Genomic DNA, 13,666 nt, shown 5'->3' with positions numbered 1-13,666 from the left:
CCCCCCCCCCCCCCCCCCCCCCCCCCCCCCCCCCCCCCCCCCCCCCCCCCCCCCCCCCCCCCCCCCCCCCCCCCCCCCCCCCCCCCCCCCCCGCTCCCGTGGCCTCAGCTGACCTTGATCTCGTTGTAGACCGGGACGCTGAACTGGTTCAGCGCCACGTCGGAGACCTTGTCCGAGTAGCCGGCGCTGCCGTTCTGGTACCAGAGCGGAATGACGGCCATGTCCTTGGCCAGGACCTTCTCGGCGTCCTGGAACGTGGAAACGGCCTTCGATGTGTCCGTCTCGGCGTTGGCCTCGTCGACGAGCTTGTCGAATTCCTTGCTCGAGTACTTTCCGTCGTTCGACGGGGCGTCCGTGTAATACAGCGGCTGCAGGAAGTTCTGGATCAACGGGTAGTCCATCTGCCAGCCCGCACGCCAGGCGCCGTCCAGCTTCTGCTGGGAGGCCTTGGTGCGGAAGTCGGCGAACGTGCCGACCGGGTTGCCGACACAAGCCTTGTCCTTGCCCAGGGAGTTGTTGATCGAATTGCAGACCGCGTCGACCCACTCCTTGTGCGAGCCGGTGTCCGCGTTGTACGTGATCTTCAGCGTGCCGCCGGGGATTCCACCGCCGTCCGCGATCAGCTTCTTCGCCTTGTCGGCGTCGTACTTGCAGGGGTCGCCGCAGAGCCCTTCCTTGTATCCGCCGTCCTTACCGAGCACCGGAGAGGTCCAGTCGGTGGCCGGGGTGCGGGTCTTCTGGAAGATACTCTCGGTGATCTGCTCGCGGTTGATCGCCATGGAGAGCCCTTGCCGGACCTTCTCCATCCCGTCCTTGGACCACTTGCTGTCGTAGAACGGAAAAGCGAGGGTCTGGATGATGCCCGCAGGGGTGTTGATGTAGCGGTCACCCAGATCGCTCTTGGCGTTCTTGAGCTGCGACGCGGGAACGTCGTCGACGAGGTCGAGGTTCCCCGCCATGAGGTCCGTATAGGCGGTGTTGTTGTCGGTGTAGACCTTCAGGTCCACGCCGCCGTTCTTCGCCTTGTCGTCACCCTTGTAGCCGTCCCACTTGCGCAGGGACATCTTGGAGCCCTTGTCGTACGAGTCCACGGTGTACGGACCGTTGCCGACGGGCTTCTTGAGCCAGGCGTCGTGGTCGTCGTAGAACGCCTTGGGCAGTGGCGCGAAGGCCGGATAGCCGAGGGTCTTGGGCCAGGTGGAGAACTTCTGCGAGAGCTTGACGGTGAAGCTGGTGTCGTCGACGACCTTCAGGCCGGAGAGCTTGTCAGCCGTGGCCTCACCCTTCTCCGGGTGGACCTTGTCGTAGCCCTCGATGTAGCCGAAGAAGTAGGCGTTCTTCTGGTTGTTCTTCAGATGGGCGCCGTAATTCCAGGCGTCGACGAAGGACTTCGCGGTGACCTTCTCACCATTGCTGAACTTCCAGCCGTCCTTGATCTTCACGGTGAAGTTCTGCGAGTCCTTGGTGTCGATCTTGTCGGCGATCATGTTCTTGGCCTCGCCGGACTTCGGGTCGTACCGCATGAGACCCCGGAAGATCATGTCGAGCACCTTGCCGCCCTGCACCTCATTGGTGTTGGCGGGCTCCAGCGGGTTCTGCGGATCGCCCCATGAGGACCCCACGATCCCGGAGCCGTCGCCACCGCCACCGCCGCTGTCGCCGCCTCCGCCACAGGCGGTCGCCGCGAGGGCGACGGTCACCGCACATGCGGCCCACTTGGCGTGCGTGGCTCCACGCATGGAGTGCCTCCCTTTCAGGCCTAAGTCTGACTTAGGCCCAAATACACCCCAATGCATGATGTCGCGCATCTTTATGGGGTCTTTCCGGGTCCAGTAGGACCGGGAAACCCTCGGATGCCTCCACGGCAGGGCGTACGGGGCGGGAGGTCGGTCGACAGGCGGAGAGGCGGTCAGCCGCTCGCTACCCTCGAAGCATGGACTACGCGAAGATGCGCGCGATCGCCGAGGAGCTCGGAGCCTATGCCGAGCGCCTTGAGGGGACCTGGAATGTAGAGATCGGGCCTTCGGGTCCGATACTGGCCATGATGTGCCCCTCGAAACGCCACGAGGGAACGGTCCGTCGCATCCGAAATCAACTGAACAAGCAGCTACCCGGCACCCACCCGGGCTACGTCTGCGAGAACGGCCCCGAGATCGAGCACCCCTCGATCGGCCGCATGCGCCGCCCGGACGCCCTCGTGATCCCTGAGGCCGTGCTCGACGAGGAGGGCCTCGCCGTGGACGCCACACAGGTACTGGCTGTCATCGAGATCGTCTCCCCGTCCAACCCGAACAACGACTACGGCGAGAAGCTGACCGAGTACCCCGCCATGGGCATCGACCACTACATGATCGTCGACCCCCGTACCGGCACGATCGAAGTGCACTCCGAGCCGTGCGCGGGCCGGTACGGGAACAAGGAGCCGTACATCTTCGGCGACGCGGTGCCATTCGGCCCCTGGACGGTGGAGACTGCCGCGTTCCGGCGCTACGGAAGGCCGGGGCCCGGGGGCGAGCTCTGAGCTACGGCGCCGGGGTGACCGGGTCCGACGCCAGCCGCGCGTGCAGCTCGACGTCGTAGCGGACCCCGTCGTAGGCGAGCTTCTGCCGCTGCAGGCCTTCGGCAGCGAATCCGGCGCCTTGCGCGACCTTGCAGGACGCCGGGTTGTTGACCCGGTGCCCCAGCTCAAGCCGGAACAGCCCCAGTTCCCCGAAGGCCCACCGGCTCAACCCCTCGCAGCCGTACGTCGCGACGCGCCGCCCCCGGGCGCCGGGAGCCGTCCAGTACGACACCCACCCGGTGGCATGGACGTGGTTCACCGCGCCTACGGAGACGTTCCCCAGCGGGGCGTCATCGCCGTCGACCACGGCGAAGGCGAACGCCGTTCCGGAGCCATGCTCTTGCTCGCGGCGGCCGATCCAACGGCGCGCCGCCTCCGTCGAGTTGACCGACTCGTCGGCCTGCCTCGCCATATCCGGGGCGGAGAAGGCGGCCAGCACGGCGGAGGCGTCGTGGTCCCTCCAGGGCCGGAGGAGGAGCCCTGCTCCGGCGACAACTGTTTTACGCACGGGGTGCGGTGCTGCCTGACTTGACGCTGGTGGGGCGGTTCGCGGCCAGCTGCTGCGGCATCACGCCTGCCTGAAGCTGCCGCACCTGATGGCGCTGAACAGCCCCCTCATGGCGACGGGGTTCGCGGTGGCGATCCGGGCGGGCTCGTCGCTCTCGCGGAAGTGGACGCCTCCGGTGGGGGCTGTGGCCAGCTCGACGCACTCGCCATTACCGCCACCGCTGAACGAAGACTTCTGCCACACGAGCTCGGTCATGGAATTCCTCACAGGCTGTACATCACGTGCTGGATCAAGCTCAGGGAGTCTCGGGTCTCGTGTGATTCCGGAGCGGACTCCGGGTCGATGGGGGCGAGAGCCAGACTCGAGAGCCTTTCGAACATCTTCGCGTATTCATCGACCAGTTCACCATCCCGCAGGAACACCGACTCGATGGGGTGCTCCAGATACACCGTGTCCAGCTCGGCGTCGACGCCTCCGAAGATGGCGAAGGATCGACTGTAGGCGGAGTACGCACCCGCTTCGAAAGGGAAGACCTGCACCGTTACGTTGGGAAGCCTCGCCACCTCAATCAACCGCAGCAGCTGCTTGCGCATGGCCTGCGGCCCGCCGATCTGCGCGTGCAACGCGGCTTCATGAATGATCGCCCGGTACGCAACCTGCGAGCCCACGGAGAGTACGCGCTGCCGGTGCAGGCGGAAGTCCACGAACCTGTCCGCCCGTTGAGGGTCAGGTTCCGACTCACTGATCACTGCGTGCGCGTATTCGCGCGTCTGGAGCATGCCCGGAACAAATAGTGGGTCATGAGTTCGCAGGGCTGTCGAGCGTGCCTCCAGCTCAGCCAGGTCGCAGGCGATGGGCGCGACGACATCGCGGAACTCGTCCCACCACCCGGTCCCCCGCCCCTGCGCCATCTCCATGAGCCCATCGAAGTAGGGCCCGCCCGGGCACCCGTACTCCCGCAGCAACTTGTAGAGCCGGTTCCGCGAGACATCGATCCGCCCCGCCTCGATGTTGCTGATTCGCGCCCGATCCGCATCGAGAATCACGGCAGCCTGATCGCCCGACAACCCTGCCCGATTACGCAGTTTGCGCAGCTCGGCCCCCAGTCGCCGTTGGCGTTCACTGGGGTTGCTCCTTGGCGCCATGCACTCCTCCTCGCATCTGCGGGCAGTCTGCCGACCATGAACTCTGCGGTCCACCAACCGAATCGCAAGTCACCCACTCGAGTGGCCTCATGGGGAAATGGTTGCGGGTAAGGAAAACTTTTCCCTACCTTCAGAGTCAACCCACCGACCTCGCGCCGCAAAGAGGAAGTACCCCCGCCCCCACCAAAGTTGGCGGACAACGGTCACCGCGACGCCGCGCCCCCAGGAGGCCCTCATGGAGGACCGAGCCCACCCGCATCCCACCGACGTCTCCCTCGTCTTCCCGCCCCACCCGGTATGGGTCCGCGCCGCACGCGAGACCGTCCGGACCCTCCTCGCCGCAACGGGGCATACCGAGCTCACGGACGCAGCCGTCCTGTTGACCTCGGAAGCCGTCACGAACGCGATCAACGCCTGTGCGGCCAAGCAGTGCACGGCACCGGTAACCCTGTCGGCGGGCTGGGCGGCCGCCGGCGGGCGCCTTCGCGTCCTCGTCCATGACGAGGCGCCGGGCCTCCCCGCCTGCCAGTCCCCCACCCACGACGACGAAACCGGCCGAGGCATACAGCTCATCTCGTGCGGCGCCGACGCCTGGGGCATCTGCACACACAGCCTCGGCAGGGGCAAGGCGACCTGGTTCGAGCTGGGACACAGGGCGGCTCTGGGGGCGCGAGCGTGAGTTGTCCATACGAAAATGGGGGCGCCCGGAACCGAGTGGTTCCGGGCGCCCCCATCACGTACTGGCCGTACACGGAATCACGCCGCGTGCACGACGTCCTTCTCCTCAGCGAAGTGACACGCCGACTCATGCGCCGCCGGAGTGTCCTGGCCCGCGAACCGCTGCGGGATCGCGAGCAGCGGGGTCTCCTCCGCGCACTTCGCCTCCGCCTTCCAGCAGCGGGTGCGGAAGCGGCAGCCCGAGGGCGGGTTCGCGGGGGACGGGACGTCACCGGTGAGGATGATCCGCTCGCGGCCCTCGCGTGCCTGCGGGTCCGGCACCGGCACCGCGGAGAGCAGCGCCTGCGTGTACGGGTGCGTCGGGTGCTCGTAGATCTGCTCGTCCGAGCCGATCTCCGCCATCTTGCCGAGGTACATCACGCCCACGCGGTCCGAGATGTGCCGGACAATCGACAGGTCGTGCGCGATGAAGAGGTAGGAGAGGTTGAACTCGTCCTGCAACTGCCCCATCAGGTTGATGACCTGCGCCTGCACCGACACATCGAGCGCCGAGACCGGCTCGTCGCAGATGATGATCTCGGGGTTCAGGGCCAGACCGCGCGCGATGCCGATGCGCTGGCGCTGACCGCCCGAGAACTGGTGCGGGTAGCGGTTGATGTACTCCGGGTTCAGGCCCACCACGTCCAGGAGGTCCTGGACCTTCTGGCGGCGCGAGCCCTTGGGAGCCACCTCGGGGTGGATCTCGAACGGCTCCCCGATGATGTCGCCCACCGTCATACGGGGGTTGAGCGACGTGTACGGGTCCTGGAACACCATCTGGATGTTGCGGCGGACCGCCTTCAGCGCGCGCCCGGACAGCTTGGTGATGTCCTGGCCCTTGTAGAAGACCTCGCCCGCCGTGGCACGCTCCAGCGTCATCAGGAGCTTGGCGACCGTGGACTTGCCACAGCCGGACTCGCCCACGATGCCGAGCGTCTCGCCCTGGAACAGGTCGAACGAGATGCCGTCGACCGCCTTGACCGCGCCGATCTGCCTCTTGATGAGGATTCCCTGCGTGAGCGGGAAGTGCTTCACCAAGTTGCGGACCTGGAGGATGGGCTCGCCGCGCTCGACCGGTGCCTCGATGGCCGCTACGGCCTCGTCGGGGGTGGCCGCGTCGACCGTTTCCACCTCGGAGACGTTCGGGGTGGCGTCGGCGGGCTCGTCCGTCTTCGAGAGCTTCGAAGCCTTCGTCGGCTCAGCCATGGATCGTCTCCTTCCAGAAGTGGCACGCGCTGCCGCGGCCCGGCAGCTCCGTGCCGTCCTGCTCGCTCACCGGCGCCAGCGCCGGAACGTCCGTACGGCAGATGTCCTGCGCCTTGGGGCAGCGCGGGTTGAAGGCACAGCCGGACGGGATGTGGAGCAGGTTGGGCGGCAGGCCCTTGATCGCGTAGAGCTCCTGGCCCTTCTGGTCGAGACGGGGAATCGAATCGAGCAGACCGCGCGTGTACGGGTGCGCGGGGCGCTTGTAGAGCTCGTGGACCGGGGCCGTCTCGACGATCCGGCCCGCGTACATGACCGCGATCTTGTCCGCGACGTCGGCGACCACGCCGAGGTCGTGGGTGATCAGGATCAGGCCCATGTTGTACTCGCGCTGGAGGTCGGCGAGCAGATCCATGACCTGCGCCTGGACCGTCACGTCGAGAGCCGTCGTCGGCTCGTCGGCGATGATCAGGTCCGGCTCCAGGGCGAGCGCCATCGCGATCATGATGCGCTGGCGCATACCGCCGGAGAACTGGTGCGGGTAGTCGTTCACCCGCTCCTTGGCGGCCGGGATGTTCACCCGCTCCATCAGCTCGATGGCCTTGGCCTTCGCCTGCTTGCGGCTGAGCCCGTCGTGCACCCGGTACATCTCGCCGAGCTGGTAGCCCACCGAGAGCACGGGGTTGAGCGACGAGAGCGCGTCCTGGAAGATCATGGCGATCTTGCGACCGCGGATCTTCCTGCGCTCCTCGTTGGACATCTTCAGCATGTCCTGGCCGCGGAAGAGGATCTCGCCCTGCGGGATCTTGCCGGGCGGCATGTCGAGGATGCCCATGATGGCCTGGGCCGTCACGGACTTGCCGGAGCCCGACTCACCGAGGACGGCGAGCGTCTCGCCCGCGTCCACGCTGTAGTTGACGCCGTTGACTGCCTTTACCTCACCCTCGCGGGTGTGGAACTCGACGTGCAGGTCCTTGACGTCCAGGAGCCTGCCACCCTTTTCCTCGCCCGAGCGGGGGGCGGGAACCGAGTCTTCCTTGATATCGATGCTGGTCATTTACGCCTCCCTCAGCGCAGCTTCGGGTCGAGGGCTTCGCGTACGGCGTCACCCATCATGATGAACGCCAGCACCGTGATACTCAGCATTCCTGCCGGGAAGAACAGCGTGTGCGGGTTGTTCCGGATGTCCTGCGTCGCGTCGGAGATGTCGCCACCCCAGGAGATGGCGCCGTCACCGAGGCCGAGGCCCAGGTACGACAGCGTCGACTCGGCGACGATGTACGTGCCGAGCGAGATGGTCGCCACGACGATCACCGGCGCCAGCGCGTTCGGCAGGATGTGGCGGAAGAGGATCCGCTTCGTCCCGGCACCGAGCGCGCGCGCCGCCATCACATAGTCGGCGTGCTTGGTGGTGATCACCGCGCCGCGCATCACGCGGGCGATCTGCGTCCAGCCCAGGAAGGCGAGGGCGCCTGTGACGACCCAGACCGTACGGGTCTCGAAGGCGTTCAGGACGACCATCGCGCCGAGCAGGAACGGGATGCCGAAGAAGACGTCGGTGAGCCGGGAGATGAGGCTGTCCCAGAAGCCGCCGAAGTAGCCCGCGAGCATGCCGCACAGTCCGCCGAAGAAGGTGACCAGGATGGTCACGCCGACGCCGACGAGGATCGAGTTGCGCGCGCCGTGCACGACACGGGAGTAGATGCTGCGGCCGATCCTGTCGTACCCGAACCAGTCCGCCTGGAAGAAGTGGGTGAGCTCGGGCTTCCCCAGGAAGTGGTTGACCTGGTCGCCGCTGCCCGGGTCCGCGTCGGTGAACAGGCCCGGGAAGGCCGCCACCACCAGCAGGACCACGATCAGGAACGTGGATATGACGAAGAGCGGATTGCGCCGCAGCTCCCGCCACGCGTCGTTCCAGAGGCTGCGCGGCTTGCCCGGTGCGGGGCCGGCGGCGATCGCGTCCACGGCGGCGGAGTCCGGCGCCGCGGTCTCCTCGTCCATGGCCGAGGTCTTGGTGAGGTCAGGCATAACGGATCCTCGGGTCCAGGACCGCGTAAAGCAGGTCGACGATCAGGCTGGCTGCGAGGTAGACGAGCACCAGGACCGTGACGATCCCGACGATCACCGCGCCCTCACGGCGGGCGAGAGCCTGGAAGAGGAGGTTGCCGACGCCCGTCACGTTGAAGATTCCCTCGGTGATGACCGCGCCGCCCATCAGGGCACCGACGTCCGTACCGAGGTAGGTCACCACAGGGATCAGCGAGTTGCGCAGCAGATGCCGGGTGATGATGCGCTTGCGCGGCAGGCCTTTGGCCACAGCCGTGCGCATGTAGTCCGCCTGCCGGTTCTCGGCGATCGACGTACGGGTCAGTCTTGCCACGTAGGCGAGGCCGACCATGCCGAGCACGATCGCGGGAACCAGCAACTGGCCCATGTTCTCGGAGTCCTGGACCGTGGGCGTGATCCACCCCAGCTCATTGCCGAAGAACAGCTGGCACAACAGACCGACCACGAAGATCGGAGTGGAGATCACCAGGAGCGTGAAGAGCGTGACCGAGTTGTCCACGAAACGGCCGCGCCTGATGCCGGCGAGGACGCCGAGCGTGATGCCGACGATGAGCTCGAACGTCCAGGCCATGGAGGCCAGTCGGATCGAGACCGGGAACGCCTGGGTGATCTCGTCCAGGACGGGCCGGTTACCGGCGATCGTCTTGCCGAAGTCCCCTTGCAGCAGGCCGCCCATGTAGTGGAAGTACTGCTGCCAGAGCGGCAGATCCAGACCACGGTCGTGGCGAATCTGCGCCACCTGCGCCGGGTCCGGCGGCTTGTCGCCCCACAGCGCCCGTACCGGGTCGCCGGGGAGCACGTTGACCATGATGAAGATCAACAGGGTCGTCCCGATGAAAACCGGGATCATCTGGAGCAGTCGCCGCGCGACATAACGCCCCATTGGTGCCTCCGTCCAATCCGGAGCCGCCCGAAGCGACGCCCGGGATCGCCGGGCGTCGCTTCGGGAACTGGGCTCCGACGCCTACTTCTCGAAGACCTGGATGTCCGTGAGGACAGGGTCTCCGGCCTGGTCGAACTTGACGTTCTTCACGTTCTTGGAGGACGCGGAGAGCACCTTGTTGTACCAGAGCGGGATACCCGGGAAGGTCTCTGCCAGACGCGCTTCAGCCTTCTGGTAGAGCTCCGCGGACTCGTCGACGGTCTTGGCCGCATCGGCCTTCTTGGTCAGCTCGTCGAACTTCTTGTCCGAGAAGCCACCCTTGTTGCCGTCGACGCCCGTGCCGTAGAGGTCGGCGAGGAAGTTGCCGTTGAACGGGTAGTCGAGCACCCAGCCAGAGCGGTACATCGCCTTGACCTGCTTCTTGTCCCGCACCTCGGTGTCGGCCTGGAAGTCGGTCTTCGGGTCGCCGACGCATGCCACGCCGGTCGCCTTGGTGATGCTGTTGCACACCGCCGTGACCCAGCCCTTGTGCGGCTGGTCGGCGTTGTACTGGATGGAGATCTTGTTACCCGGGACGCCGCCGCCGTCCTTGATGTACTGCTTCGCCTTCTTGGCGTCGAACTTGCAGTACTCACCACACGCGTCGGCCTTGTAGCCCTTGACGCCCTTGGCGACCCAGCCCGTGGCGGACTCACGCGTACCGGCGAAGGTGGTCTTGGCGATGGTGTCGCGGTCGATGGCCATCGAGAGGCCCTGGATGACCTTGACGTCCATGTCCTTGAACGTCTTGCTGTAGAACGCCGGGTTGACCGTGTTGATCGCCGAGAAGTCCTGCTCGATGGCGCGGTCGCCGAAGTCCTGCTTGAAGTTCGCGAGCTCGCTGTCCGGGATGATCGGCATCGTGTCGACGTTGTCCGAGCGCAGGTCGTTGTACGCGGCCTGCGGCGTCGTGTACGCCTTGAAGTTGATGCCGCCGTTCTTCGGCTTGCTGGCGCCCTTGTAGCCCGACCACGCGGTCACCTGGACCGACTTCTTGTGGTCCCAGCTCTTGAACTTGTAGGGGCCGTTGCCGACCGGCGCCTCGCCGTACTTCTTCGGGTCCTTCAGCGCTGCCGAGGGCATCGGGAAGAAGGGCGAGTAGACGAGCTTGTACGCGTAGTACGGGATGCCCGAGTTCAGCGTGATGGTGAAGGTGTTGTCGTCGACGACCTTCAGGCCCTCCATCGTCTTCGACTTGGCCTTCCCCTTCTCGGGGTGGACCTTGTCGTAGCCGACGATGTCGCGGTACCAGCCACTGTTCTGCTGGCCGTTGGCCGGGTCGGCCGCCCAGTTCCAGGCGTCGACGTACGACTTCGCGGTGACAGCCTCACCGTTGTGGAACTTCCAGCCCGACTTCAGCTTGACGGTCCACACCTTGTTCGCCTTGTCGGGGGTGACCGACTCGGCGTTCTCGTAGGTGATGTTGCCCTGCTTGTCGTAGTGGACCAGGCCCGTGAAGAGCGAGTCGATAACGACGCTGCCGTACGCCTCCATGGTGTTGGACGGCTGCAGGGCGTTCTGCGGCTCACCGTTGGCGTAGCTGACGATCCCCTTGGGGTCGACCTTGCCACTGTTGCCGCTGTCGCTGTCGCCGCCGCAGGCCGTTGCCGTCAGCGCCACGACACCCGCTATCGCGACCCACTTGGCGCTCTTGGCACCACGCATGGGGTTCCTCCTCATGAGTCCACTTGTTCACTACAAGAGGGGGTACGGGAATCCGCGCCGACACCCCTGACGGCGCGTAGATCAAGTACCCCAGTGTGCTCGTGAGTCGGCGCTCCCCACAGCGCGTGACCCATTGACCCGAGCTATACGCGGTCAACTATTAGCCATGAGGTACCGCCCGACCACACTCTTTTGGTCTCGGTTCAATCACACCTGGTGCGTACATCTTCCAAAATCCGGACAAACCGATCCGAGATAGATGGTTGCGAAACGGACGTGTTACACATCTAACGGTCAACGGTGTCCGTATTCCGGACAGATGGTCCAGGAAAACAGGTTGCGGAGAAGCGCGTCGGAGGCAACTCGCGACGCGTGAGCGACGGCTTCGGGGGCGGTCCTGTGGACGCGCGTAGATGCGCGGAGAGTCGCGGCGGTGCAGAACCGTCACCCGTGGAGATCTGGGCCAGCGTAGTGCCGCTGAGGGCCGCGCAAGGGGGTAACCCCGACAGACGCGCGAGAGGCCGGTCCCGCCGCTCCCCGGAGGGAGGGGCGGAAACCGGCCTCAGATGCCGAATTCGCCGAGCGTCCACGGCAGTTGTGCTGTGGGTGGACCCGGCAGAAGATTTAGCCGGGCTTTGCCACGTCCTTAGCCGTGCTTGGCGCGCGAGGCGGAGCGGCCGCGCTGCTTGGCGTCCAGGACGACCTTGCGGATACGCACGGTCTCCGGGGTCACCTCGATGCACTCGTCGTCGCGGCAGAACTCCAGGGACTGCTCGAGCGACAGCTTGCGGGCGGGCACGACGTTCTCGGTCGTGTCCGCGGAAGCCGCACGCATGTTGGTGAGCTTCTTCTCCTTGGTGATGTTCACGTCCATGTCGTCGGCGCGCGAGTTCTCACCGACGATCATGCCCTCGTACACCTCGGTGGTGGCTTCGGTGAAGATGACACCGCGCTCCTGGAGGTTGACCATCGCGAACGGCGTGACCGTGCCCGCGCGGTCCGCGACCAGCGAGCCGTTGTGACGGGTGCGCAGGTCGCCGAACCACGGCTCGTGACCCTCGAAGATCGAGTGCGCGATGCCGGTGCCGCGGGTCTGGGTCAGGAACTCCGTACGGAAGCCGATGAGGCCACGCGACGGAACGATCCACTCCATGCGGATCCAGCCGGAGCCGTGGTTGGTCATCGTCTCCATGCGGCCCTTGCGGGTCGCCATCAGCTGCGTGATGGCGCCGAGGTGCTCCTCGGGCGAGTCGATCGTCATGCGCTCGATCGGCTCGTACGTCTTGCCGTCGACCTGCTTGGTGACGACCTCGGGCTTGCCGACGGTCAGCTCGAAGCCCTCGCGGCGCATCTGCTCGACCAGGATGGCGAGCGCGAGCTCACCACGGCCCTGGACCTCCCAGGCGTCGGGGCGCTCGGTGTCCAGGACACGGAGCGAGACGTTACCGATGAGCTCCTTGTCCAGACGGTCCTTCACCTGGCGGGCGGTGACCTTGTGGCCCTTGCCGCCCTTGCCGACGAGCGGCGAGGTGTTGGTGCCGATGGTCATGGAGATCGCGGGCTCGTCGACCGTGATCAGCGGGAGCGCGATCGGGTTCTCGGGGTCGGCGAGGGTCTCACCGATCATGATCTCCGGGATACCGGCGATGGCGCAGATGTCACCGGGGCCCGCCTTCTCGGCGGGCTTGCGCGTGAGCGCCTCCGTCATCATCAGCTCGGTGATGCGGACGTTGGACTGCGAGCCGTCACGCTTGATCCACGTGACGGTCTGGCCCTTGCGCAGCTCGCCCTGCTCGACACGGCAGAGCGCGATACGGCCGAGGAAGTTGTCGGCGTCCAGGTTCGTGACGTGCGCCTGGAGCGGGGCGTCCTCGTCGTACTGCGGAGCCGGGACGGTGTCCAGGATCGCGGAGAAGAACGGCTCCAGGTTCTCGCTGTCGGCCGGGACGGTGCCGTCCTCCGGCTTGGTCAGCGAGGCGACGCCGTCACGGGCGCAGGCGTAGACGATCGGGAACTCGATCTGGTCCTCGTCCGCGTCCAGGTCCAGGAAGAGGTCGTACGTCTCGTCGACGACCTCGGCGATACGCGAGTCAGGACGGTCCGTCTTGTTGATGCACAGGATCACCGGCATCTTCGCGGACAGCGCCTTGCGGAGCACGAAGCGGGTCTGGGGCAGCGGGCCCTCGGAGGCGTCCACGAGGAGGACGACCGCGTCCACCATCGACAGGCCGCGCTCGACCTCACCACCGAAGTCGGCGTGGCCGGGGGTGTCGATGATGTTGATGGTGATGACGTCGCCGCCATCCTTCGGGTGGTACTTGACGGCCGTGTTCTTGGCCAGGATCGTGATGCCCTTCTCACGCTCCAGGTCGTTCGAGTCCATCATGCGGTCGTCGAGGGACTCTGCCGCATGCGCGGCGAAGGAGCCGGCCTGCTTGAGCATGGCGTCGACCAGGGTGGTCTTGCCGTGGTCGACGTGGGCGACGATGGCAACATTACGAATGTCATGGCGCGTGGGCATACGAGCTGCGCTTCTCCCGGGAAGAGTGGATGGCCGCGCGTACGGTCCGGCACGCGTGCCCTGCCGGGCAAACAACACGCCACGGCCTCACCCCAGTCTACGTGCCTTACGGGGAGGCAACCTCCGGGGGCCCTGGCGGAGGGCCCGCCGGAGGCCCTGACCAGGGCTTTTGCGGCTCATCCGGCTTCAGTGAGGCCCTGGGGCGGCTCTTCTGGGCCGTCGCGAGGGAGGGGGCGTCGGCGTCTTCGTACCGTGGACACGATGTGACGTCGTTCCGCGGACACGATGCGACGTGATCGCCGACTTCGCCTCAAGGCAGTCGGAGGGGTGGGTGGGGAGAAGAACACGCAGGTCAATG

Annotated in this window: 12 protein-coding genes; 2 read left to right on the top strand and 10 right to left on the bottom strand. The window is 66.2% G+C overall.

Annotation, left to right across the window (positions count from 1 at the left end; all coding sequences use genetic code 11):
- Positions 1-104: 104 nt before the first annotated feature.
- The gene (locus ACZ5CR_RS14980; protein ID WP_468857457.1) at positions 105-1,739 is read right to left on the bottom strand and encodes a peptide ABC transporter substrate-binding protein; all 1,635 of its coding nucleotides are present in this window, start codon (positions 1,737-1,739) and stop codon (positions 105-107) included.
- A gap of 194 nt (positions 1,740-1,933) precedes the next feature.
- Here ACZ5CR_RS14980 and ACZ5CR_RS14975 point away from each other — a divergent pair, with 194 nt between their 5' ends.
- Positions 1,934-2,521, top strand: coding sequence for a Uma2 family endonuclease (locus ACZ5CR_RS14975; RefSeq protein WP_468857455.1), 588 nt, complete (start codon positions 1,934-1,936; stop codon positions 2,519-2,521).
- Position 2,522: 1 nt separating this feature from the next.
- On the opposite strand, the gene ACZ5CR_RS14970 is transcribed toward ACZ5CR_RS14975, so the two are convergent.
- Genes ACZ5CR_RS14970 through ACZ5CR_RS14960 form a run of 3 tightly spaced genes read right to left on the bottom strand, consistent with a single transcriptional unit; the run spans position 2,523 to position 4,213 of the window.
- Positions 2,523-3,068 (bottom strand): GNAT family N-acetyltransferase, encoded by a 546-nt coding sequence (locus ACZ5CR_RS14970; RefSeq protein WP_468857453.1) that lies wholly within the window; start codon positions 3,066-3,068, stop codon positions 2,523-2,525.
- A 60-nt stretch (positions 3,069-3,128) separates the two neighbouring features.
- The gene (locus ACZ5CR_RS14965; protein WP_468857451.1) at positions 3,129-3,323 is read right to left on the bottom strand and encodes a DUF397 domain-containing protein; all 195 of its coding nucleotides are present in this window, start codon (positions 3,321-3,323) and stop codon (positions 3,129-3,131) included.
- 8 nt (positions 3,324-3,331) lie between these two features.
- The gene (locus ACZ5CR_RS14960) at positions 3,332-4,213 is read right to left on the bottom strand and encodes a helix-turn-helix domain-containing protein (RefSeq protein WP_468857450.1); all 882 of its coding nucleotides are present in this window, start codon (positions 4,211-4,213) and stop codon (positions 3,332-3,334) included.
- 235 nt (positions 4,214-4,448) lie between these two features.
- Between ACZ5CR_RS14960 and ACZ5CR_RS14955 the strand changes: the two genes are divergently transcribed.
- On the top strand, positions 4,449-4,892 hold the full coding sequence (locus ACZ5CR_RS14955) for an ATP-binding protein (RefSeq protein ID WP_468857448.1): 444 nt from the start codon (positions 4,449-4,451) through the stop codon (positions 4,890-4,892).
- A gap of 77 nt (positions 4,893-4,969) precedes the next feature.
- Here ACZ5CR_RS14955 and ACZ5CR_RS14950 read toward each other — a convergent pair whose 3' ends face one another.
- From ACZ5CR_RS14950 to typA, 6 genes are all read right to left on the bottom strand, one after another.
- Positions 4,970-6,136, bottom strand: coding sequence for an ABC transporter ATP-binding protein (locus ACZ5CR_RS14950; RefSeq protein ID WP_468857446.1), 1,167 nt, complete (start codon positions 6,134-6,136; stop codon positions 4,970-4,972).
- Entirely contained in the window at positions 6,129-7,190 is a 1,062-nt protein-coding gene (locus ACZ5CR_RS14945; RefSeq protein WP_468857444.1) for an ABC transporter ATP-binding protein, read from the bottom strand. Before ACZ5CR_RS14945 ends, ACZ5CR_RS14950 begins: the two co-directional genes overlap by 8 nt.
- Positions 7,191-7,201: 11 nt before the next feature.
- On the bottom strand, positions 7,202-8,161 hold the full coding sequence (locus ACZ5CR_RS14940; protein ID WP_468857442.1) for an ABC transporter permease: 960 nt from the start codon (positions 8,159-8,161) through the stop codon (positions 7,202-7,204).
- Positions 8,154-9,083 (bottom strand): ABC transporter permease, encoded by a 930-nt coding sequence (locus ACZ5CR_RS14935; protein ID WP_468857441.1) that lies wholly within the window; start codon positions 9,081-9,083, stop codon positions 8,154-8,156. Before ACZ5CR_RS14935 ends, ACZ5CR_RS14940 begins: the two co-directional genes overlap by 8 nt.
- An 81-nt stretch (positions 9,084-9,164) precedes the next feature.
- On the bottom strand, positions 9,165-10,787 hold the full coding sequence (locus ACZ5CR_RS14930; protein WP_468857440.1) for a peptide ABC transporter substrate-binding protein: 1,623 nt from the start codon (positions 10,785-10,787) through the stop codon (positions 9,165-9,167).
- A 646-nt stretch (positions 10,788-11,433) separates the two neighbouring features.
- The gene (typA, locus tag ACZ5CR_RS14925; protein ID WP_468857439.1) at positions 11,434-13,308 is read right to left on the bottom strand and encodes a translational GTPase TypA; all 1,875 of its coding nucleotides are present in this window, start codon (positions 13,306-13,308) and stop codon (positions 11,434-11,436) included.
- Positions 13,309-13,666: the final 358 nt, after the last annotated feature.

It is taken from the genome of Streptomyces sp. NPDC031274, from assembly GCF_055570235.1.
The sequence above is the reverse complement of the archived record's forward strand: the minus strand, read 5'-3'. Positions and strand labels throughout refer to the sequence as shown.

Coding starts and splice junctions, on each gene's coding strand:
- ACZ5CR_RS14980 (WP_468857457.1), bottom strand. CDS start 1,739: ATGCGTGGAGCCACGCACGCCAAGTGGGCCGCATGTGCGGTGACCGTC.
- ACZ5CR_RS14975 (WP_468857455.1), top strand. CDS start 1,934: ATGGACTACGCGAAGATGCGCGCGATCGCCGAGGAGCTCGGAGCCTAT.
- ACZ5CR_RS14965 (WP_468857451.1), bottom strand. CDS start 3,323: ATGACCGAGCTCGTGTGGCAGAAGTCTTCGTTCAGCGGTGGCGGTAAT.
- ACZ5CR_RS14960 (WP_468857450.1), bottom strand. CDS start 4,213: ATGGCGCCAAGGAGCAACCCCAGTGAACGCCAACGGCGACTGGGGGCC.
- ACZ5CR_RS14955 (WP_468857448.1), top strand. CDS start 4,449: ATGGAGGACCGAGCCCACCCGCATCCCACCGACGTCTCCCTCGTCTTC.
- ACZ5CR_RS14950 (WP_468857446.1), bottom strand. CDS start 6,136: ATGGCTGAGCCGACGAAGGCTTCGAAGCTCTCGAAGACGGACGAGCCC.
- ACZ5CR_RS14945 (WP_468857444.1), bottom strand. CDS start 7,190: ATGACCAGCATCGATATCAAGGAAGACTCGGTTCCCGCCCCCCGCTCG.
- ACZ5CR_RS14940 (WP_468857442.1), bottom strand. CDS start 8,161: ATGCCTGACCTCACCAAGACCTCGGCCATGGACGAGGAGACCGCGGCG.
- ACZ5CR_RS14935 (WP_468857441.1), bottom strand. CDS start 9,083: ATGGGGCGTTATGTCGCGCGGCGACTGCTCCAGATGATCCCGGTTTTC.
- ACZ5CR_RS14930 (WP_468857440.1), bottom strand. CDS start 10,787: ATGCGTGGTGCCAAGAGCGCCAAGTGGGTCGCGATAGCGGGTGTCGTG.
- typA (WP_468857439.1), bottom strand. CDS start 13,308: ATGCCCACGCGCCATGACATTCGTAATGTTGCCATCGTCGCCCACGTC.